The sequence below is a fragment of the Bacillus cereus group sp. MYBKT111-2 genome (assembly GCF_051915205.1).
Lineage (GTDB): Bacteria > Bacillota > Bacilli > Bacillales > Bacillaceae_G > Bacillus_A > Bacillus_A paranthracis.
On record NZ_JBQAEG010000001.1, the window covers coordinates 346429 to 365540 of the forward strand.

The following is a 19112-nucleotide window of genomic DNA, read 5'->3' on the forward strand; positions in this document are numbered from 1 at the left end:
TTCTCTAGCTTACATTCCTTACTTTTCTCCACTCATGCCTGATCGAATCAGTAACACGTGTCAAAAATAGGTTTACGTATAAGTTCACTATAATTAAGGCAAACGTTTTCGTTTTATACCTTAATGTGTTTGTCGAAATTTGTATAACTTTGCAATAGTTATTATACATAACTATTGTAAGCGATTCAATGATTTTTTTTAACGTTTTCATTTTCGACAAAAATATATGTCTTTTTACACATGCTCTGCCTTCACTAAGCGCTGCAGGTGCATCGTTAAATATATACTCTCTGCTTCATAAACAGGAAGTTGCAATTCTTTTTGCATAACCTTAACTAGCTTCCAAGCTAAATTATAACAGACAGGATATTCCGCCTTTAATAAATCAGCAAAACTTTGCGATTCCTCTACTTTTTCTCCTTTTTTCACCCTCTCAATAGCATATTGAAGATGACGAATAAGGCGTAAATAGTGAATACTTTCTTGGTCTAATGTAATTTGTAAGTTCGTCTCAATTAAAGATACAAGCTGTGCAATGAGACGGGAGTTTTGATTAACTGAAGATAAATCTGAATTTGTAAGTGAACTGTAAATATGGAGTGCAATAAACCCGATTTCTCCTTCTGGCAATGTAATTTGCAAACGAGAATTTAAAAGGTTTACAACACCTTCAGCAATTTTATATTCCTCTGGATAGAGCATTTTCGTTTCAACTAAAAAAGGATTATCAATTGTAAACCCTTGTTTTAAACGCTTAATTGCAAAAGAAATATGATCTGTTAAAGCGATATGAATATGTTCATTCAATGGAGATTTTGCTTTTTCTTGAATATAGAACATAATATCATTCATTAATTCAATTAATTTTTCACTCACATGTGGAACTAGCAGTTTGTATTGTTCACGATCACGTTCATTTTTTAGAACAAACATTTTTTCAATTTGTTCTTGCTCCAATACATCTTTCGCTTTTTTCCCAAATCCAATTCCTTTACCAATCACTACTACTTCCTCATGTTCAGGATGGCTAGCAATGATGACATTATTATTTAAAACTTTTTTAATTTCTAGATAATTACTCATATAACACCACCCTCGTACTTAAATAGCCTGCTTTTATGTTACAGAACATTCTTCTTTGTCGTCAATGTAAAACATCTACCATTTCATAAAAATTCATTTTTTAGACATGTTTATATATGATGCGTATAATGTAAGAGCAACTGTACATAGAAAGGAGATAACAACATGATTAAAATGTTTGTAAGTGATATCGACGGTACAATGATGCAACACGGAGGTTTAATTGACGAACAGGATATTGTAGCACTTCGTAGTCTTGCTGAACAAAATGTGATTCTTTGTTTCGCTTCTGGCCGACTTGATAATGAAATTGCAGACTTAATGAAAGCTGTAAATACAAATTTCCACCGCATTAGTGTTAATGGTGTTTTTGTATATACAAATGAAAATAAGCAGCTATTATCTGCAACTTTTGATTCCAGCATTCTTCCTGAATTGTTACACATGACGAATGAAGATCCTTATTTCCGTTATGTTAGTGATGAACATAATTACTACATTGAAGAAAAAACACCGTTTATTCACGAACTTGAGCAACAAGTAACGATGACTTCTGTCGAAGAACCAAATTTATTACAGAAAATAGATGATACAATTTTCCCGAATAAAATTTCTGTCGGTGGAACAAAGGAGAGCTTACAACTCCTTCAGAAAAAAATTGATGAAAAATTTCATGGAAAAGTTAGTACATTCATTTCAGCAGAACAATGCTTAGATGTAATGCCACCTAATATTAGTAAAGGTTCTGCTATTTCTGTTTTATTAAAAGAGTTTCAATTACAACCAGAGGAAGTTGCTTGCATAGGGGATTCTTATAATGATATTCCAATGTTTGCTCTAACTCCTCACAGTTTTGCTATGGCTCAAGCAGATGACGCAGTAAAAGAACACGCTCACTATGTAGTAAATACAGTTAAAGAAGCTGTTAACCACGTAATTGCTCATAATAAAAATACGACTCACTCCTTGTAAGGATGAGTCGTATTTTTTCTTTACATGTTAAACAATTTGACATTTACTGTACTTCACAAACTGAAATATATTATTTGTTACGTGCGATGTTTGTAATAAACTTATAACGATCTCCACGATAAATACATTTCACATACTCTAACGGTACTTCACCTTCTGAATATGACCATTGACGCATGACAAGCACTGGCGCCTTTTTAGGAATATGCAGATGTTCCGCTTCATTATCCGTTGCAATTGAAGCTTCAATTGATTGAGTAGCGCTAACAAGTTTGAAGCCCAGTTTTTTCTCTAAATGTTCATATAAAGATTGTTGCAATATTTCTTCGTTAATATCTTTTACAAGAGCTGGCGACAAATATGTCGTCTCAAAAGCAATCGGTTCATCGTCAGCTAAGCGAATACGCCTCACTTCATAAACCGACTCTCCCTCCTGTATTCTCAGCCGGTCTGCTATTTTCGCAGTAGCTGGAACTAGGCGGAAACTTAATAATTGACTACTTGGGTTCATCCCACGAGAAATCATATCTTCCGTGAATCCTGTCATTCCTTGCAGTTTTTGTTCCACTTTCGGAAGTTGGACAAACGTACCGATTCCACGTTTCCGATATAAATAACCTTGTTCCACTAAATTATTAATCGCCTGTCTGATTGTCATACGACTCACTTCGAACTTATCGCAAAGTTCATTCTCAGATGGGATTTTATCTCCCGGCTTCCATTCGCCGTCCTCAATTAGCTGTTTCACCCACTCTTGAATCTGATAATAGATCGGAAATGGTGAATACTTGTCGATGTTCATCAGCAATCGCCTCACTGCATAAAGATAGAGCTTCTTGATCAGCGATTACGGTTACATTCGGATGACGTTGTAAAACTGTAGCAGGACACGCTTCACTATATGCACCTTGCAATAATTCTTTAACAGCTTCTGCCTTTTTAGAACCCATAGCAACAAGTAGAATTTGTTTCGCTTTCATAATGCTTCCAATTCCCATTGTAATTGCATGAGTTGGCACATCTTCTTCTTTTTCGAAGAAGCGAAGGTTTGCTTGGCGTGTAGATTCTGTTAATTCAACAATGTTTGTTGGAGAATTAAACGGTGTTCCTGGTTCGTTAAATCCGATGTGACCGTTTTCACCGATTCCAAGAATCTGTAGGTCAACTGGGTTAGCAGCTAGAATGCCCTCGTAACGTTTGCACTCTTCCTCTAAATCACTTGCCATCCCGTTTGGTACATAAGTTTGTTTAAATGGAAGATGATCAAACAACTGTTCTTGCATGAAATAGTGATAGCTGTTTTTATCTTCATGTGGTAAATTTACGTACTCATCTAAGTTTACAGTGGTTACACGGCTTGTATCAAGTTTATTTTTTCGCATTTCTGCATAAATACCTAATGGAGAGCTTCCTGTAGCCATTCCTAATGTTGGATTTTCTTTTGTTTTTACAACTTCTTCAATTAATTTATAACCTGCTTCTGCTAGTTCTTCTGGAGTTTTTACAACAAGAATATTCATTTCATTACTTCCCTTCCTTCATATGAATTCCTAAACGAACCGTATCATATACATGTAAATCTTCATTCATCACAACAAAGTCTGCATCTTTTCCTACCGCTAATGCACCTTTATTATTTAATCCAAACTCTTCTGCTTGGTTCACTGATGTCATTAGTACTGCATCTTCGATTGAACAACCTGTAAATTCAATTACATTTCGGAAAGCTTGATCCATTTTTAGAATACTACCAGCTAACGTTCCATCTTCTAATCGAGCACTACCATCTTTTACATGTACTGGCTGTCCGCCAAGCTCATATAATCCATCTTCAAGACCTTTTGCACGCATTGCATCAGTAATAACACTTACTTTTTTCGGTCCTTTTAATTTATATGCTAATTTCACCATATCCGGGTGAATGTGAATACCATCTGTAATTACTTCAACCATTACATCTGGATTTAATAACACATGACCAACAACTCCTGGTTCACGGTGATGTAATCCACGCATTTGATTGTATAAATGCGTTGCATGTGTAATGTTTCTATTTTTTAGTTGCGCATCAATTGCATCGGTATGTCCCATTGTGCCAACAACACCAGTTTCAGCAAGATATTGCTCAAACTCTAACGCACCTTCTTCTTCAGGTGCATATGTTACTAATTTAATTAAATTTCCGCTTGCTTCCTGCCATTGTTTAAATTGTTCAATATTCGCAGGAACAATATGTTCAAGTGGTTGTGCACCTGCACGTTTCTTTGAAACATACGGTCCTTCTAAGTGAATATATTCGAAATGTGCTCCTTTTTCTTTCGCTTCCTTCGCAGCATGTAGTGCTGCTTCGATTGCTTCTGGAGCTTGTGTCATTGTTGTTGGGAAGTAAGTTGTAACTCCTTCTTTTAACATTTCTTTCCCTAGAGTTACTAACCCATCGCTATTTGCATCCATCGCATCAATATCGTATCCACCATGAATATGAACATCAATCATACCTGGAATCACAATTTTCCCTGCCGCATCTAAAACAGTTTCATTTTCTTGTGATACATATTGAGCCATCAAACCAATTTCTTTAATTGTTTCTGCGTAACGAATAAATCCGTTTTCTACTACTTCTTGACCTGTATAAATTTTGGCATTGATGACAACTTGCGTTTTCATTTTCATCGATCCTTTCCCATGAAATACCTACTTGTTATTATTACCTTATTCGCCTAATTCCATCTTAATATATGCACGAGTAGTTGTCTATACATTCTAATGAAATTTCCTCTTTGCTTAACAAAAAGGAAGCTTAGTACGTCTCTCGCAATTATAATATATGTTATTCATTTTTTCCAAAAAGGAACTATATCATCTAACGTATGAATCACTTAAGTAATGGCATTAATCCGCTAGACCCTATTGTAATATGTTCGCCGTCTGTTTCCATTTCTACTGTACGCTTATTTGTTCCATACATCATTATACCACGCCGTTTTAATCGTCTCACTACACTTTGATGCGGATGCCCATACGGATTTTTGCTACCATAAGAAAGAATCGCGAACTGTGGTTCTACCTTCTTTATAAACCTTTCACTTGTTGAAGTATATGAGCCATGATGTCCCACCTTTAGCACATCTGCATGTACATCAAATTGCTTTAATATTTCAGTTTCCGTCCGCACATCAGCATCACCCATTAGTAAAAAATCTGCCTTACCATACCGAACCTTTAATACAATTGAAGATTCATTATTTTCATCTTTGGACTTCCCATTGTTTAATACTTGTATGGAAACATGCGGATCTAGCGGTATGTATTGGCCCTCTTTTACTGAAATGAAAGGGATTCCCCTTTTCTTTATATGATTTCGATACGTATGATAAGTAAGAGAACTATATGTTTTTCCACTATCTAATATAAGTGATACCGGCATTTGCTCTACAATCGGAATGAGCCCTCCAATATGATCCATATCAGGATGAGTACTGACGATAGCATCTAAATGGTTAATTCCTTTTTCAATTAGCTTTTGGATGATAACCTCACCAGCTTCATAAGGTCCTCCATCAATTAACATCGTTTGTCCATTTGGCAATATAATAAGTGTTGCATCACCTTGCCCAACTTTTAAGAAACTCACTTTCATTTTACCAAAATGTTGCCGCTGCATATGTAAAGGAGACGCGGTATGAATAGACATCATATACCTTTTTGCCGATGCACTATTTAAAGAAAAGCATAACAAAACAGAAACTAATAATAAAATACTTCGTATACCTCTCATAACTCGTCTCCTTTTTTCAATTAGTATGGCACGGTATATAATTGATATACAAAAAAAAGCTTAGCAAAATGCTAAGCTTTTATTTCGATATCTCTTGTAAAGAACCAAAGAATAAATCCGCTTCATTCATTTGTTCGTTTTCTTCAGAAAGCGGAGGTAAATCATCTAATGTTTTTAATCCAAATGTGTCTAAAAATTCTTTCGTCGTTCCATATAAAATCGGACGCCCAGGTCCTTCTGCTCTTCCCATTTCTTTTATAAGTAAGTGTGATACTAACGTTTGTAACGCCTTATCGGTTTTTACTCCTCTAATCTCTTCCATTTCTGTTCTTGTAATGGGTTGACGATATGCAACAATTGCTAACGTTTCTAGCGCAGCCTGAGAGAGTGAAGCAGCTGTTGGGATATCTATTAGTTTTTGATAGTACGACGCATGTTCTTTCTTTGTAGCAAAACGATATACTTTTGCATACTGTACAATTTGCAAACCTCGGTGTGCACCTTCACATTCTTTTTGCATTTCTTCTAAAATATCGATTACTTCGTTTCCTTCAATTTCAAGGACTTTTGCTATTTGTTCAGGAGAAATCCCTTCATCACCAGAAACAAATAAAAGCCCTTCAATGATTGATTTCTGTTCTGTTCTATCCATCTTACGAGCTCCTTCCTCCTATTTTCTCCATAAAAATACACATCAAAAAACCGAATCACAATCAATGCGTTCGGTTCAATATTTTTTCTCTTGTTCCAAACGATACATTCAAACCTAGCATGAGATATACTATTTCTATCCCATTTTCCATACTAACTCTATGCAGATTTAGTATAGCTTGATACGAAAATTTCATCAAAATTATGTTCTTGTTCAATTACGATTTGTTGATTTTTCATAAGCTCAAGAACCGCTAAAAATGTTACAACCATTATTTCCCGTTCATCATCAACAAACAAATCATAAAAACTTTGACGACCACCTTGTATTTCTAACAGCTTTAAAATATCTGTCATACGCTGTTCAATTGGTATTTCTTGACGAGTAATACGTGTTGTCACAGGTTTCTTTGCTTTTTTACGGCGCATTAATTTTTGAAATGCCGCTAGCATATCATATAACGTAACATCAAGAGGCAAGCTTGTCTCCTCTTCTTGTTGCAACGATGTAAAATCAATTGGCGGACGTGTATATAGCTGTGCTCTTTCTTGTTCTCTTTCTTTTAGTTCAGTAGCAACTTGCTTATATTTCTTATATTCAATTAACCTCTCCATCAATTCTCGACGAGGATCATCTATAAAGTCATCACCGTTATCAAGTACATCTTCTTCATGTTTCGGCAACAACATTTTACTTTTAATTTGTAATAACGTTGCAGCCATTACTAAATACTCACTTGCAACATCTAATTGTAGTTCTTTCATCGTATGAACATAAGATAAATATTGCTCTGTAATTTCCGCTACAGGAATATTATATATATCAATTTCATAACGATGTATTAAATGTAACAATAAATCTAAAGGCCCTTCAAAAGCCTCTACTTTAAAATTATACTGCACAAAGCATCCCACCACATTTTTTCTATAACAACATAAGTATAGAGCATACTCATGTTCTATCCAACCTTTTTAAGAAATTTAATTAAAAATAGACCTATGCCTATGGCATCATGCCCACCACTTCATATGATAACAGTGTAGTAAGAACAATGTAGGAGGTCAAAAAACTATGGGTCACGTTGATTGTGGTTTTAGCGGTGGGTTCGCATTACTTGTTGTATTGTTTATTTTACTCATTATTGTAGGGGCAGCTTGCTTCTGCTAATATGAACAATAACGACTAGGGAGAAATTCCCTAGTCGTTTATTGTTCATATTTCTATGATAAACTTATACTTATAACCGTTAGATAGGGGCGAAGAAAATGTATCCTACGGAATACATACAGTTTTTAATTCATTTTCACGGAGATTATGATTATTTTGAATGCCACGAAATACTGGAAGAATATTGGAAAACAAAACCGAGAGGAAATCGGGATCATTATTTAGTCGGCCTCATTCAAATTGCAGTTTCTTTATACCATCACAGACGCTCTAACTGGAATGGCGCAGAGAAGATGATGAAAAGCGCCATAACGATTTTAGAAAAAAACAGTGCACATTTACTTCGTTTAGGAATAAATGAGGCACAACTTCTGTTCTTACTCAAAGATAAATTGCAATCTATCCAGAAAAAAGAAAGTTTTACACCGTTATTTTTACCATTGTCGGATACAACATTAGAAAAGTACTGCATAGAATTATGTCAGAAACAAAACCTTCCTTGGAAAGACGTGAATGCTACTTCTAATGAATTTATAATACATAAGCACACATTACGTGATCGAACAGAAGTCATCGCTGAACGAAACGAACAATTACAAAAAAGAAAGCAGAGATAATAAACTACTTATCTCTGCTTTCACGAATGTATATTTTGTTCAAGCCCTTTACACTTTTTGCAAAAACTTGCTGTTTGCTCATTTCCGCAAATTGTAAATTCAAGAAATTTACTCTTTAACTCTTGAACCATCTTCGTCCCAATACCCATATGACGGTGAGATGGATTCACACTCAAATGCTGAATTTCCAAAACTTGATTCTCTTTTTTTACAATCCCCATTATCCCAACAAAATCTTCGTTTTGTTTCCACAAATACAATTGCCAATCATCCTTTGCTTCATAATCTTTCATAGTCAATTGTAATGTTTTCACATCTTTTTCAGTTGGCATAAATGAAAGAAGCCCCATTGCAATCTTTTCATAACTTTTTTTAAAACGAATTAACATAACCCTTATCCCTTCTTACAAAAGTTACAAACTATTAAATCCCCTCAATCACTCTTTTCATATCACATTCATTTTACAATATTTTCAACAGAGTGAGAAGAGCTTAAAACAACTTGATAATCATACAAAGCGAAAAGAAGAAAGTCAAATATACGTTTCATTACTATTTTTGTTAAGTAGATAAAAGAAGAAACACTGTTATATGAAAGTGAAAAGAAACATCCACCGCTCATTATCACTTCACTATTCATCACCTTAGAGCAGATGAATTCTAGCAAAATGAATGTAATAAACAACTTTTATTGAAATGTGTAATCTAATGTATTCTATGTAATTTGTTAATATTTTGTTCTCATAAGCGACTTATTTTCACTACAATCACATTACTACTTGTATCATGTACCGTAAACGAAATACCCATTCCTATTAAAAAAAGAGAGCAATAGCTCTCTTTTCTCATTCACTTATTCTTCCCAAACTTTAACTTCTTTCATTACATCACCTTGACGCATGTTTAATACTGTTTCAATACCGCTTGTTACTTTACCGAATACAGTATGTACACCATCTAAGTGTGGCTGTGGCTCATGAACGATAAAGAATTGGCTACCGCCTGTGTTACGGCCAGCATGAGCCATAGAAAGTGATCCTACAAGGTGTCTATGAGGATTTCCATCAGTTTCACATGGGATAGAGTAACCTGGGCCACCCGCACCTGTTCCTGTTGGGTCTCCACCTTGGCTTACGAAGCCAGGAATAACGCGGTGGAATGTCACACCATCATAAAATCCTTGCTCTGCTAGTTTTTTAAAGTTTTCTACTGTTTTTGGTGCCTCTTCTGGGAAAAATTCCAAATCGATTTTTTCACCATTTTCCATTACTATGTATCCTAAAGTTTTCATACGTATATGTCTCCTTTCAACTATCTCAGCACTATATTACCACATTCATGACTAGAAACAAAAAGAATCCGACAATCTACATACTTCTTTTTTGAAATGTGGAAAAAGCTAGGTGACAAATAAGAAATATATACTATAATAACTGTGTTGCCCGAAAATTTTAGAAAGAGAAAGGGAGCGATTTTTCGTGAAAACGAAATTACTAGCTCTGCTATTAGCTGTAGCAGTATTTATTATGCCAACAGCTTCGTTTGCAGACATCATCGAAGGAGAATCAATTGTTACACTAGGAGAAAACTTGTCTGAACAACAAAAACAAGATCTGTTAAAAGAAATGAAAGCACCAAAAGATGCTACAATTATTACTGTGTCTAATGCGGAAGAACATAAATTTCTAGAAGGGATTGTTCCAAAAGCGCAAATTGGTACGAGAGCAATTTCCTCTTCTATGATCACATACACAAAGCCAGGTTCTGGTCTCATTGTACGTTCAAAAAACATTAATTCAATAACAGATGCAATGTACACAAACGCACTTATTACAGCAGGTGTGAAAGATGCAGAAATTCAAATTACTGCACCATTTAAAGTTTCTGGAACTGCTGCTTTAACTGGTTTAATGAAAGCCTATGAAACAACATCAAACAAAGCAATTCCTGAGGAAGTAAAAAAAGTAGCCAATGAAGAAATGGTGCAAACATCCCAGCTCGGCGATAAAATTGGTGAAGAAAAAGCAGTTCAACTTGTTGCGAAAATTAAAGAAGAAATTGCGAAAGAGCAGCCAAAAACGACTGAAGATTTACGTTCATTAATTAAAAAAATTGCGGATCAACTTGGTATTACATTAACGGATGAACAGTTAGATAACTTAGTTGCTCTATTTGATAAAATGAAAAATCTTAACATTGATTGGAATCAAGTTGGCAGTCAGTTAAATAAAGCAAAAGAACACGTTTCTGCCTTTTTAGGATCTGAAGAAGGGCAAAGTTTCCTAGATAAAGTGAAAGATTTCTTCTCAAGTATCATTGATTTTGTTAAATCGTTATTCAAGTAAAAAGAAGCTCGCTAGTAGCGAGCTTCTTTTTTATACAAGTAACGGCAATTTCATAATAGCTTCTTCAACCGAACGAACAATATGATTCGCTTTCTCCTTCACATATGGATGAGCATGGTGCAGAGTAAATGAATGCGGGGTTACTTCAAACATAGAAATATCATTGAAAGAATCTCCAATGCATGCAACTTCATTTGCTTCAATTTGCAAATGTTCCATTAGTCGTCTTAAAGCACTCCCTTTACTTACTCCCCTTGGCATAATGTCAACATAGCGTTTACCAGACATAAAAACTTCCGCTTCGTTCTGAAATGTATTTCGTAATTCTTGATCTAATGCTTCAATTGTCTCTTCTTCCCCAAAAACAAACAATTTCGCAGGATGTACAGTTTTACCAAATTCCTCTTCTAACGCTTCAATTTCAGCGATATGCACGCCCATATACGCTTCAAAATTATGGTGATGTTCATTCTTCCTTTTTGTATATCGCTGCTCATTTGCACAAACAATATCCGCTAGTCCTTTTTTATGTATATATTGATATATTTCCTGGGCAACCGTATTTTCAAAACTCGATTCATAAAATAAATTCCCATCCGGAAGTAACATTGTCGCTCCATTTAAGCCAGTTGTGTAATATGGGAATTCAAACCTATTTACGACTTCATCAATTCGATGAGTAAAGCGGCCTGAGGCAAAACAAATATTTGTCCCTTTTTCAGCTAACCAACAAATTGCACGTTCATCTTCTTTTTGCATATGATTTACATTGTAAACGAGCGTGTCGTCTAAATCACTTACAAATAATTTAATCATGTCCTCTTCCCCTTCCATACACAATATCTACTCTAAGTGTACACAAAAAATGTTTGATTTTTGTTAAAAAACAATAAATTTTTGCTAAAAAAATAAACGGGTGTATAATCCCGTTTATTTTTGTCTTTTTACATTTTGAGGTCTTACAATACTTGGTCGTACTTTTAAACTAGACATCGTCGGACGGAGTAGAATTTTTGTTAATGCGCCCCAATCAAATGGTAAAAACGGCCATAAATAAGGGGTTTGCAAACTTTTTATAGACGTTAAAAATAAAATCAATATCGTCATACCAATTACAAAGCCCATCTCATGGAAGAGACCTGTTAAAATAATAACAAATAATTTTCCAACCTTATTCCCTAGCCCTAATTCATAGCTCGGTGTTGCATAAGCACCGATCATAGAAACTGCTACATACAAAATAACTTCTGGTACAAACAAACCTACATCGATTGCTATTTGACCAATTAATATGGCAGAAATTAATCCTGCTGCTGACGATAACGGCGTTGGAGTATGAATGGCTGCCATCCTTAAAAATTCAAGTCCTACTTCTGCCATTATCACCTGTAATAAAATTGGTAAATGTGTCATCTTAGTCGGTCCAATAAAAGCAAGATTTTCTGGTAAAAGAGTTGGATCAAATACAAACACTAACCAAAACGGTAGTAAAAACAAGGAGAATAAAACACCTAAAAAGCGTACCCAACGTAAAAATGTTCCGACAGCTGGATTTTGTCTAAACTCTTCTGCATGCTGTAAATGATGAAAATATGTTGTTGGCGTAATCATAGCACTCGGTGATGTATCAACTAGTACTAGAACATGTCCTTCTAATAAATGATTTGCTGCTACATCCGGTCTTTCTGTATATCGAATAAGCGGGAATGGATTATAGCTTTGCTTTACAACAAATTCTTCCACTGTTTTATCCGCCATCGTAATGCCATCGACATCGATATTATTTAATTCTTGTTTTATAATCTTTACTAAATCTGGATTTGCAACATCTTGTACATATGTAATACAAATATCCGTTTGCGATCGATCCCCTACTCGAATAATTTCATTTCGAAGACGTGGATCTCGAATTCTTCTACGAATTAACGCTGTATTTACAACGATATTTTCAACAAATCCATCTCTCGCACCGCGTACTACTTTTTCAGTATCTGGCTCTGTCGGTGTTCGTCCTGGATAGCTACGAACATCTATCACGAACGCTTCTGTTTCGCCTTCCACAAATATAACAATAAGCCCTGATAACGCTTGAAGCATTACTTCATCCATCGTTTTCACTTTACTTACTTGCTGATGAATTAAACGATTCTCTAAAAGCTTTACAGTATCTTCTTCAACATCCCTTATTTCATTCGTATCCACAGCTTCTTCTAAAATAGGAATAATATAATTTGTATCACAAAGTCCATTTACGAATAACACTGCAATTTCTTTATTCAAAATTTGAAATTTACGAATACCAACATCAAATGTGACGCCTAATCCAGCCGTTTGTTTTAAATAATTTTCATTGTCACTTATGAAAGTTGAAATCGGAATATCTATTTTTTTAGGCTTCGTCATAAAATCCACTCCTTTCCAAAATTAACTGAATTGCTTTTTTCGTAATTGGTGAGCCTCTCTCCCATTCATCGTTTCCACACATCTTACCAATATCACCAACACCAACAATGACGGGAACATTCAAATCATCTAAACAATAAATTGTATCTCCGCTAATTCTGCCAATTTCACCATCTGGAAGTCCAAATTTATCAACACCATATTCCGTTAAATTCCCGTTCCGATCTACACTTACATCTACACGTGCCCATTCCCAATGGTGTGTATTAGACGCTACTGCCAAAATCCCAAGTACATCAATTTGTTTATGCGTGGCTACATATTTTAAAGCTTTTTCACCAGATCCTTCTCCAATAAATCCACTGTCATCAAACATGACAAATACAGGGTCATATGGCGTTTGCATAATAAGCTCAACAACTTTCTTCCCTGTCAATTTGGTTGGATTACTTTGTGATGCTGAAATACACCTTCCCCCAAATTCCTTCGTTAAAAGCTCAATTGTTCGCTTTGCATATTCATCTCCATCTGTGACCAAAACAACCCTTCGTCTCATTTGATTTATCCTTTCGGTTTACATATAAGTGCTACAAAAAATGAAAATAATATTGCTGCTGAAATACCTGCAGACGTTAAACTAAACATACCCATACCAATCCCTATATATCCGTGTTTCTCTGCAGCATGCATTGCCCCGTGTAATAGGGAATGTCCAAAACTTGTAATAGGAACTGTCGCCCCAGCACCAGCAAACTTTATAAGCTTATCGTACAATCCGAATCCATCTAAAACTGCTCCTATGACTACAAAGGTAGCCATTAAATGGGCTGGTGTTAACTTTGCGAAATCTAACAATACTTGCCCAACTACACAAATAGCGCCTCCTACAAGAAATGCATATATATAATCCACAATTCACTCTCCCTTCACTCTCTCAAATACGACACCATGTGCAATTGTTGGAATTGTTTCTTTTTGCTGCATCATCATCGGGCTTAATAACGCACCAGTAGCAACGACAAAAATTCGTTGTAAATTCCCTTTTTGCATCTCGCTTAATAAATGACCATATGTGACAACAGCTGAACAAGCACAACCACTACCACCAGCAAATACTTCTTCTTGACCGGGATCATAAATCATTAATCCGCAATCGTTATATATATGCCCAATATCATAACCTTCTTCCAGTAACAGTTGTTTCGCAATTGGTGTCCCAATAGCTGATAAATCACCGGTAACAATCAAATCGTAATCGGCTGCACTTCTCTTCAAATCCTCAAAATGTTGCTGAATTGTATGAGCTGCAGCAGGTGCCATCGCCGATCCCATATCTAAAGGGTTCGCAATTCCTAAATCTTGCACTTTTCCAATCGTAGCCGCCTTGATTTTAATGGCACTTTTTTCTTTACTAATTAATATGGATCCCGCACCTGTAACAGTGGAATTTGCTGTTCCTGGTTTTTGTCCCCCATACTCTGTTGGATAACGAAACTGTCTTTCAGCTGTTGCATTATGACTACTTACCGTCGCTAAAACACGATTTGCGAATCCGCCATCTATAAAGGCTGATCCGACCGCTAAAGTCTCCATCGAGGTCGCACAAGCACTAAACATGCCTAAAAAGGGAATTCCCCACTTACGCGCAACGTAATTTGCTGTTACTGTTTGATTTAATAAGTCACCCGCTAAAAAGAAATCAATTTGTGATGTTTCTACATTTGCTTTTTGCATGACTTGTTGAATAGAATCTGACATTAATCTTCGTTCCGCAAGCTCCCAGTTTTCCTCTCCGCAATGTAAATCATCATATGAAATATCAAATTCCTTTCCAAGAGGGCCTTCAGCTTCTTTTGGACCGACGGCAGTACCGGTTGCATTCACATAAATATCATTTTGAAATACCCACGTTTGTTTTCCTGTCAACCTCATACTAGCCCCTCCTTTAAGACATAAAAATTTTAAAAGTATATCTTATTAACCCAATAATGTACGCACCGACAACACCAAAAACGATTACACTTCCCGCTAGCTTAAACATGTTTGTAGCAACCCCAAGCACAATTCCTTCACTCTTATGCTCTAGCGCAGCACTTGCCATAGAATTCGCAAATCCCGTAACAGGTACGGCCGAACCTGCTCCAGCAAATTGACCGATTTTATCATATACACCACAACCTGTTAAAATCGCCGATAATAGTACAAGAGTTGCGACTGTTGGATTCCCTGCCTCTTGTTCACTAAAATGAAAATAATGTATATAAAATTTCATCAATACTTCTCCGATTGTACAAATGAATCCACCTACAAAAAATGCCTTAACACAATTTAAAAAATAATTTGGCTTCGGATGGTATTCCTTCACTTTATTTACGTAATCGTCCTTTAGTTTTCGCCCTGTCATTTATATATTGCCTCCTACTTTACGAAATAAATCCAGTGAAACAACGAGCCTATTACTTTTCCAAGCACAAGAGCAACGAGTAAAACAACAATCTTCCCCTCTACCCCTACTCGTTTCGCTAAAATAGGTAGAACATTTAACACTTCCGTTAATGCGGCAGCGAGCATTCCAATGAATGTGCCACAAAATATTCCTAATATAACAAGCCAATATTGCGACGTTTGAAATGTAATGTTTTTCAAACTACACCAAGCTCCTGTTAATGTACCTGCAATAACTGCCCACTCAAAATATTGAATGTGCTTTCCACTTCTCGTTAATTGAGCTAGACGAGGGATTATACCAAGTACAGCTAAAAACGCAACATATCCGCTACCTACAGCAATTCCTCCTGCTAAAGCAATTAAAATAACGAATCCAGACTCAATCATCGGTAAGTTTTTTCATATTATCCTTGTTTTCATGAACAATTACATATTGGTCAAGTGATTGCTGGTATTGGAACATCTCCACTTCTAACGGACTCGGCTCTTCATTAATACGCTTTTGAAATACATGATTAAAAAATAAAACCATGCCTAGCCCAAGACCTAATGAATAAGGAATTTGAAATAAAAGTGGTTGCGCCTTAAATTTTCCCGTAATCATGTAATATAACCGTTGGTGCACTTGTTGCATGCTTACATCTTCATGAAAATATATGATGGCAAGAGCTGCTCCAATGAAAAGTAACAACCATACAAGTCCGAAAAAAATCGGATGTACTTTCTTTTTTTCATATATAATTTCAACAAGAGTTTGTCCAGAACCGAGTAAATTAATTTGTATATGAGCGGTTTTTCGCCTAATAATCTCAATTATTTTCATAACATCAATTACAACATGCGTTTTATCACGCGCTGTAATTTTATAAATTACCTCATCCTGTAACGACTGAACTACTGCAGCATCTCCGGCAAGTTGAGCAACATCTCCCAGCTTTACTTCATACGTAGGAGAAACTTTTAATCGATTACGCATTTTAATATAAATTGTTTGTTCCAATTTTCATTCACCTCTTCACTCTTCCTCGTAGTTGTAGTATGGTTATTCAATTTTTTTCTAATACAATTTTTTCATAAAAAAACATCTGTACCATTTCGGTACAGATGTTTTTTAGTTTATGCTTTTTTCTTAAATAAATTTGCAATGCTTAATGCGAGCCCTCCCCAAATGACTACTATTCCAATAACCATCATCATAATCGCTGATCCACTCATTATGAAACACCTCGATCTTTCCATTCTTTTTCAAGCTTAGCAGAATCCGAATGTATTTGTGCATTCCATTTTTTCAGACTAATAATTAGCGCAACGATAAGGAACGCTGCTGCAATTGACCAACCATATGTTACGACAAACTCCGTTGGGTAACCTCCATAGTTCTTTTTAATATTTTGGATTGTACCATCAATTAACATGTACCCTAACATAAGCGGAGTAATAACGAGTAAACTCACTCTCCAAAACGTCCCTAACTTAATATCAGATACGAAGTTTGCGTGATTTTGATAAACTGGTAAACGGCGTAGAATGAGCCCTATCGTAACTACTTCCACTAATGCAATTGTAATTAATCCAAAGTTATTAGCGAAATAATCGACAACATCTAGGAACATAAGCCCGCCACGTGTTGCAAAAACGAGAGAAACGAGTACGAGAAGCGTCCCCATAATTCCAATTGTTTTTTGGCGACTTAAGCTGAACTTTTCAGATACAGCAGCAAAACATACTTCCGCAAGCGAAATGAGGGACGTAATTCCAGCAACCGTTAATGATAAGAAAAATAATACACCAAATAACGGTGACATCGGTAATTCATTAATAATTTGCGGGAATACTACGAACGCAAGCCCTACACCCGCACTTGCTACTTTATCAACCGGTACTCCCATATTGTGTGCCATAAATCCAAGAGCCGCAAAGACCCCAATCCCTGCTAATAATTCAAATCCTGAGTTTGCAAATCCAGTAATAAAGGCATTATTTGTTGTATCTGAGTTTTTCGGTAAATAACTAGAATACGTAATCATAATTCCAAATGCTAAAGATAAACTAAAGAAGATTTGACCGTAAGCAGCAAGCCATACTTTCCCATCAAAAATGCGACTCCAATCTGGTTTAAAGAATGCATCTAATCCTTGCATCGCACCTTCCATTGTCACCGCACGAACTACGATAATAAGGAACATAACAACTAGTAAAGGGATGAAAATACGGTTAACAACTTCGATTCCTTTTTTAACTCCTTTAAATGCAACACCAAGCACAATAATCCAAACGAGAGCTAGTGGAATTAATACTTCCGGTACGAGCCCTCCAAACTGTCCAGGCTTATCTGCAACATGCAAATACTCTTTAAATAAAAATGATTCCGTGTCTTTCCCCCATGCGCCAGTAATTGCAAAATACGTATACGAAATAGACCAAGCAATAATTACTGCATAATATGTTGAAACGATAAATGTTACACACATTTGCCACCAACCGATAAATTCAGCACGCGGATGAATACGGAAGAACGTAAGTGGTGCTGAACCACGGTGACGGTGCCCAAGAGCAAATTCGAATGCCAACAATGAAATACCAGTCGTTAATAATGCGAATAAGTACGGTAAAAAGAATGCGCCTCCTCCATTTTCATACGCTGTATAAGGAAAACGCCATATGTTTCCTAATCCAACGGCAGAGCCGACCGCTGCGAAAATAAATCCAGCCCTCGTTCCCCATTGTTGCCTCGTTTCCATACTTCCTTCCCCCTTTGTGACAAGTTCATAATTGGATTATATTTTAAATTTACTAAATTATCAATAAATTCTGTTAATTTTTACGAAAGTTTATAATACCCTCCTATTACATTCATAAAAAAAGATCGAATAGATAACTATTCATCTATTCGATCTTTCATCTGTTTTAATATTTTCTTTTCAAGTCTTGAAACTTGCACTTGAGAAATACCTATTCGTTCCGCTACTTCTGATTGCGTTTGATCTTTATAGTAGCGTAAATATACAATTAAACGTTCTCGCTCATCTAATTCTCTAATTGCTTCTTTTAAAGCAATTTTATCAAACCATTTCGTTTCAGATTGATCTGCAATTTGATCTAAAATAGTAATTGGATCTCCGTCGTTTTCATACACCGTTTCATGTATGGATGAAGGAGCACGACTCGCTTCTTGCGCTAGAACCACTTCCTCTGGCGTTAGTTCTAATGCTTCAGCTACTTCATTAATCGTTGGAGCCCTTCCAAATTCTTTCGAAAGCTCGTCTCTCATCTTTCGAATTTTGTTTCCTGTTTCCTTTAAAGACCTACTTACTTTCACTGATCCATCATCACGTAAAAATCGCTGTATTTCGCCAATAATCATTGGAACTGCATATGTTGAAAATTTCACGTCGAAAGATAAATCAAATTTATCTACCGATTTTAAGAGCCCAATACATCCAATTTGAAATAAATCGTCTGGTTCGTATCCGCGGTTAAGAAAACGCTGTACAACCGACCATACGAGACGCATATTACTTTGAACAATTGTATCTCTCGCTTGTTGATCTCCATCTTGACTTTTTTGAATTAACGCTTTTAGCTCGTGGTCCTTTAACTGAGGTTTCTTCTTCTCATTTTTGACCTCTATGTCCATAGGCTATTCT

Annotated in this window: 25 protein-coding genes; 4 read left to right on the forward strand and 21 right to left on the reverse strand. The window is 35.9% G+C overall.

What is annotated here, in order from left to right; all coding sequences use genetic code 11:
- Positions 1 to 234 precede the first annotated feature (234 nt).
- Complete coding sequence (gene glcT / locus ACTFNE_RS01740; RefSeq protein ID WP_000073863.1) at positions 235 to 1083, reverse strand: glucose PTS transporter transcription antiterminator GlcT; 849 nt, start codon at positions 1081 to 1083, stop codon at positions 235 to 237.
- A gap of 165 nt (positions 1084 to 1248) precedes the next feature.
- Here glcT and ACTFNE_RS01745 point away from each other — a divergent pair, with 165 nt between their 5' ends.
- On the forward strand, positions 1249 to 2055 hold the full coding sequence (locus tag ACTFNE_RS01745; RefSeq protein WP_000594236.1) for a Cof-type HAD-IIB family hydrolase: 807 nt from the start codon (positions 1249 to 1251) through the stop codon (positions 2053 to 2055).
- A gap of 70 nt (positions 2056 to 2125) precedes the next feature.
- Here ACTFNE_RS01745 and phnF read toward each other — a convergent pair whose 3' ends face one another.
- From phnF to scpA, 6 genes are all read right to left on the reverse strand, one after another.
- On the reverse strand, positions 2126 to 2857 hold the full coding sequence (gene phnF / locus ACTFNE_RS01750; protein WP_002194085.1) for a phosphonate metabolism transcriptional regulator PhnF: 732 nt from the start codon (positions 2855 to 2857) through the stop codon (positions 2126 to 2128).
- Positions 2787 to 3575, reverse strand: coding sequence for a glucosamine-6-phosphate deaminase (nagB, locus tag ACTFNE_RS01755; protein ID WP_001024206.1), 789 nt, complete (start codon positions 3573 to 3575; stop codon positions 2787 to 2789). Before nagB ends, phnF begins: the two co-directional genes overlap by 71 nt.
- A gap of 4 nt (positions 3576 to 3579) precedes the next feature.
- Positions 3580 to 4722 (reverse strand): N-acetylglucosamine-6-phosphate deacetylase, encoded by a 1143-nt coding sequence (gene nagA, locus ACTFNE_RS01760; RefSeq protein ID WP_001983978.1) that lies wholly within the window; start codon positions 4720 to 4722, stop codon positions 3580 to 3582.
- A gap of 208 nt (positions 4723 to 4930) precedes the next feature.
- On the reverse strand, positions 4931 to 5833 hold the full coding sequence (locus tag ACTFNE_RS01765; protein ID WP_001214089.1) for a ComEC/Rec2 family competence protein: 903 nt from the start codon (positions 5831 to 5833) through the stop codon (positions 4931 to 4933).
- Between the two features lie 79 nt (positions 5834 to 5912).
- On the reverse strand, positions 5913 to 6485 hold the full coding sequence (scpB, locus tag ACTFNE_RS01770; protein WP_000376222.1) for a segregation/condensation protein ScpB: 573 nt from the start codon (positions 6483 to 6485) through the stop codon (positions 5913 to 5915).
- Between the two features lie 158 nt (positions 6486 to 6643).
- Positions 6644 to 7387, reverse strand: a complete 744-nt coding sequence (gene scpA, locus ACTFNE_RS01775) for a segregation/condensation protein A (protein WP_270705462.1) — start codon at positions 7385 to 7387, stop codon at positions 6644 to 6646.
- Positions 7388 to 7556: 169 nt separating this feature from the next.
- Between scpA and ACTFNE_RS01780 the strand changes: the two genes are divergently transcribed.
- Positions 7557 to 7652 carry a YjcZ family sporulation protein gene (locus ACTFNE_RS01780; RefSeq protein WP_000510194.1) on the forward strand — a complete coding sequence of 32 codons (96 nt, stop codon included), beginning with the start codon at positions 7557 to 7559 and terminating at the stop codon, positions 7650 to 7652.
- Positions 7653 to 7750: 98 nt separating this feature from the next.
- A complete protein-coding gene (locus ACTFNE_RS01785; RefSeq protein WP_000283586.1) occupies positions 7751 to 8269 on the forward strand; it encodes a DUF309 domain-containing protein in 519 nt (172 codons plus the stop codon).
- A gap of 20 nt (positions 8270 to 8289) precedes the next feature.
- On the opposite strand, the gene ribT is transcribed toward ACTFNE_RS01785, so the two are convergent.
- From ribT to ACTFNE_RS01800, 3 genes are all read right to left on the reverse strand, one after another.
- A complete protein-coding gene (gene ribT / locus ACTFNE_RS01790) occupies positions 8290 to 8658 on the reverse strand; it encodes a GNAT family N-acetyltransferase RibT (RefSeq protein ID WP_000908397.1) in 369 nt (122 codons plus the stop codon).
- 68 nt (positions 8659 to 8726) lie between these two features.
- Entirely contained in the window at positions 8727 to 8909 is a 183-nt protein-coding gene (locus tag ACTFNE_RS01795) for a hypothetical protein (RefSeq protein WP_041184137.1), read from the reverse strand.
- 213 nt (positions 8910 to 9122) lie between these two features.
- Positions 9123 to 9560: a peptidylprolyl isomerase gene (locus ACTFNE_RS01800; RefSeq protein ID WP_000853792.1), complete on the reverse strand. Its 438-nt coding sequence runs from the start codon at positions 9558 to 9560 to the stop codon at positions 9123 to 9125.
- A gap of 187 nt (positions 9561 to 9747) precedes the next feature.
- Between ACTFNE_RS01800 and ACTFNE_RS01805 the strand changes: the two genes are divergently transcribed.
- Positions 9748 to 10614, forward strand: coding sequence for a DUF1002 domain-containing protein (locus tag ACTFNE_RS01805; protein ID WP_000850502.1), 867 nt, complete (start codon positions 9748 to 9750; stop codon positions 10612 to 10614).
- Between the two features lie 30 nt (positions 10615 to 10644).
- On the opposite strand, the gene ACTFNE_RS01810 is transcribed toward ACTFNE_RS01805, so the two are convergent.
- The 11 genes from ACTFNE_RS01810 to sigF all read right to left on the reverse strand — a co-directional run bounded on the left by ACTFNE_RS01810 (position 10645) and on the right by sigF (position 19102).
- Complete coding sequence (locus ACTFNE_RS01810; protein WP_046197880.1) at positions 10645 to 11448, reverse strand: Cof-type HAD-IIB family hydrolase; 804 nt, start codon at positions 11446 to 11448, stop codon at positions 10645 to 10647.
- 96 nt (positions 11449 to 11544) lie between these two features.
- The gene (gene spoVAF / locus ACTFNE_RS01815; RefSeq protein WP_000165582.1) at positions 11545 to 13017 is read right to left on the reverse strand and encodes a spore germination protein SpoVAF; all 1473 of its coding nucleotides are present in this window, start codon (positions 13015 to 13017) and stop codon (positions 11545 to 11547) included.
- Positions 13004 to 13573 carry a stage V sporulation protein AE gene (locus tag ACTFNE_RS01820; RefSeq protein WP_001254415.1) on the reverse strand — a complete coding sequence of 190 codons (570 nt, stop codon included), beginning with the start codon at positions 13571 to 13573 and terminating at the stop codon, positions 13004 to 13006. Before ACTFNE_RS01820 ends, spoVAF begins: the two co-directional genes overlap by 14 nt.
- Positions 13574 to 13578: 5 nt before the next feature.
- Positions 13579 to 13929, reverse strand: a complete 351-nt coding sequence (spoVAE, locus tag ACTFNE_RS01825) for a stage V sporulation protein AE (RefSeq protein WP_000384637.1) — start codon at positions 13927 to 13929, stop codon at positions 13579 to 13581.
- 3 nt (positions 13930 to 13932) lie between these two features.
- A complete protein-coding gene (gene spoVAD, locus ACTFNE_RS01830) occupies positions 13933 to 14949 on the reverse strand; it encodes a stage V sporulation protein AD (protein WP_001241148.1) in 1017 nt (338 codons plus the stop codon).
- Positions 14950 to 14962: 13 nt separating this feature from the next.
- Positions 14963 to 15421: a stage V sporulation protein AC gene (spoVAC, locus tag ACTFNE_RS01835; protein WP_046197879.1), complete on the reverse strand. Its 459-nt coding sequence runs from the start codon at positions 15419 to 15421 to the stop codon at positions 14963 to 14965.
- A 14-nt stretch (positions 15422 to 15435) separates the two neighbouring features.
- Positions 15436 to 15852 (reverse strand): stage V sporulation protein SpoVAB, encoded by a 417-nt coding sequence (gene spoVAB, locus ACTFNE_RS01840; RefSeq protein WP_000572932.1) that lies wholly within the window; start codon positions 15850 to 15852, stop codon positions 15436 to 15438.
- Positions 15845 to 16465 (reverse strand): stage V sporulation protein SpoVAA, encoded by a 621-nt coding sequence (gene spoVAA, locus ACTFNE_RS01845; RefSeq protein ID WP_046197878.1) that lies wholly within the window; start codon positions 16463 to 16465, stop codon positions 15845 to 15847. The genes spoVAB and spoVAA overlap by 8 nt, the downstream gene beginning before the upstream one ends.
- Before the next feature lie 116 nt (positions 16466 to 16581).
- A complete protein-coding gene (locus ACTFNE_RS01850) occupies positions 16582 to 16680 on the reverse strand; it encodes a methionine/alanine import family NSS transporter small subunit (RefSeq protein WP_000016826.1) in 99 nt (32 codons plus the stop codon).
- Positions 16680 to 18206 carry a sodium-dependent transporter gene (locus ACTFNE_RS01855; RefSeq protein ID WP_000450062.1) on the reverse strand — a complete coding sequence of 509 codons (1527 nt, stop codon included), beginning with the start codon at positions 18204 to 18206 and terminating at the stop codon, positions 16680 to 16682. Before ACTFNE_RS01855 ends, ACTFNE_RS01850 begins: the two co-directional genes overlap by 1 nt.
- 137 nt (positions 18207 to 18343) lie before the next feature.
- Positions 18344 to 19102, reverse strand: coding sequence for an RNA polymerase sporulation sigma factor SigF (gene sigF, locus ACTFNE_RS01860; RefSeq protein ID WP_000350729.1), 759 nt, complete (start codon positions 19100 to 19102; stop codon positions 18344 to 18346).
- Positions 19103 to 19112: the final 10 nt, after the last annotated feature.

What these genes read in the sequence shown, in the direction of transcription:
- glcT (WP_000073863.1), bottom strand. Translation starts at nt 1,083, where the DNA reads ATGAGTAATTATCTAGAAATTAAAAAAGTTTTAAATAATAATGTCATC.
- ACTFNE_RS01745 (WP_000594236.1), top strand. Translation starts at nt 1,249, where the DNA reads ATGATTAAAATGTTTGTAAGTGATATCGACGGTACAATGATGCAACAC.
- phnF (WP_002194085.1), bottom strand. Translation starts at nt 2,857, where the DNA reads ATGAACATCGACAAGTATTCACCATTTCCGATCTATTATCAGATTCAA.
- nagB (WP_001024206.1), bottom strand. Translation starts at nt 3,575, where the DNA reads ATGAATATTCTTGTTGTAAAAACTCCAGAAGAACTAGCAGAAGCAGGT.
- nagA (WP_001983978.1), bottom strand. Translation starts at nt 4,722, where the DNA reads ATGAAAACGCAAGTTGTCATCAATGCCAAAATTTATACAGGTCAAGAA.
- ACTFNE_RS01765 (WP_001214089.1), bottom strand. Translation starts at nt 5,833, where the DNA reads ATGAGAGGTATACGAAGTATTTTATTATTAGTTTCTGTTTTGTTATGC.
- scpB (WP_000376222.1), bottom strand. Translation starts at nt 6,485, where the DNA reads ATGGATAGAACAGAACAGAAATCAATCATTGAAGGGCTTTTATTTGTT.
- ACTFNE_RS01780 (WP_000510194.1), top strand. Translation starts at nt 7,557, where the DNA reads ATGGGTCACGTTGATTGTGGTTTTAGCGGTGGGTTCGCATTACTTGTT.
- ACTFNE_RS01785 (WP_000283586.1), top strand. Translation starts at nt 7,751, where the DNA reads ATGTATCCTACGGAATACATACAGTTTTTAATTCATTTTCACGGAGAT.
- ribT (WP_000908397.1), bottom strand. Translation starts at nt 8,658, where the DNA reads ATGTTAATTCGTTTTAAAAAAAGTTATGAAAAGATTGCAATGGGGCTT.
- ACTFNE_RS01795 (WP_041184137.1), bottom strand. Translation starts at nt 8,909, where the DNA reads ATGAATAGTGAAGTGATAATGAGCGGTGGATGTTTCTTTTCACTTTCA.
- ACTFNE_RS01800 (WP_000853792.1), bottom strand. Translation starts at nt 9,560, where the DNA reads ATGAAAACTTTAGGATACATAGTAATGGAAAATGGTGAAAAAATCGAT.
- ACTFNE_RS01810 (WP_046197880.1), bottom strand. Translation starts at nt 11,448, where the DNA reads ATGGAAGGGGAAGAGGACATGATTAAATTATTTGTAAGTGATTTAGAC.
- spoVAF (WP_000165582.1), bottom strand. Translation starts at nt 13,017, where the DNA reads ATGACGAAGCCTAAAAAAATAGATATTCCGATTTCAACTTTCATAAGT.
- ACTFNE_RS01820 (WP_001254415.1), bottom strand. Translation starts at nt 13,573, where the DNA reads ATGAGACGAAGGGTTGTTTTGGTCACAGATGGAGATGAATATGCAAAG.
- spoVAD (WP_001241148.1), bottom strand. Translation starts at nt 14,949, where the DNA reads ATGAGGTTGACAGGAAAACAAACGTGGGTATTTCAAAATGATATTTAT.
- spoVAC (WP_046197879.1), bottom strand. Translation starts at nt 15,421, where the DNA reads ATGACAGGGCGAAAACTAAAGGACGATTACGTAAATAAAGTGAAGGAA.
- spoVAB (WP_000572932.1), bottom strand. Translation starts at nt 15,852, where the DNA reads ATGATTGAGTCTGGATTCGTTATTTTAATTGCTTTAGCAGGAGGAATT.
- ACTFNE_RS01850 (WP_000016826.1), bottom strand. Translation starts at nt 16,680, where the DNA reads ATGAGTGGATCAGCGATTATGATGATGGTTATTGGAATAGTAGTCATT.
- ACTFNE_RS01855 (WP_000450062.1), bottom strand. Translation starts at nt 18,206, where the DNA reads ATGGAAACGAGGCAACAATGGGGAACGAGGGCTGGATTTATTTTCGCA.
- sigF (WP_000350729.1), bottom strand. Translation starts at nt 19,102, where the DNA reads ATGGACATAGAGGTCAAAAATGAGAAGAAGAAACCTCAGTTAAAGGAC.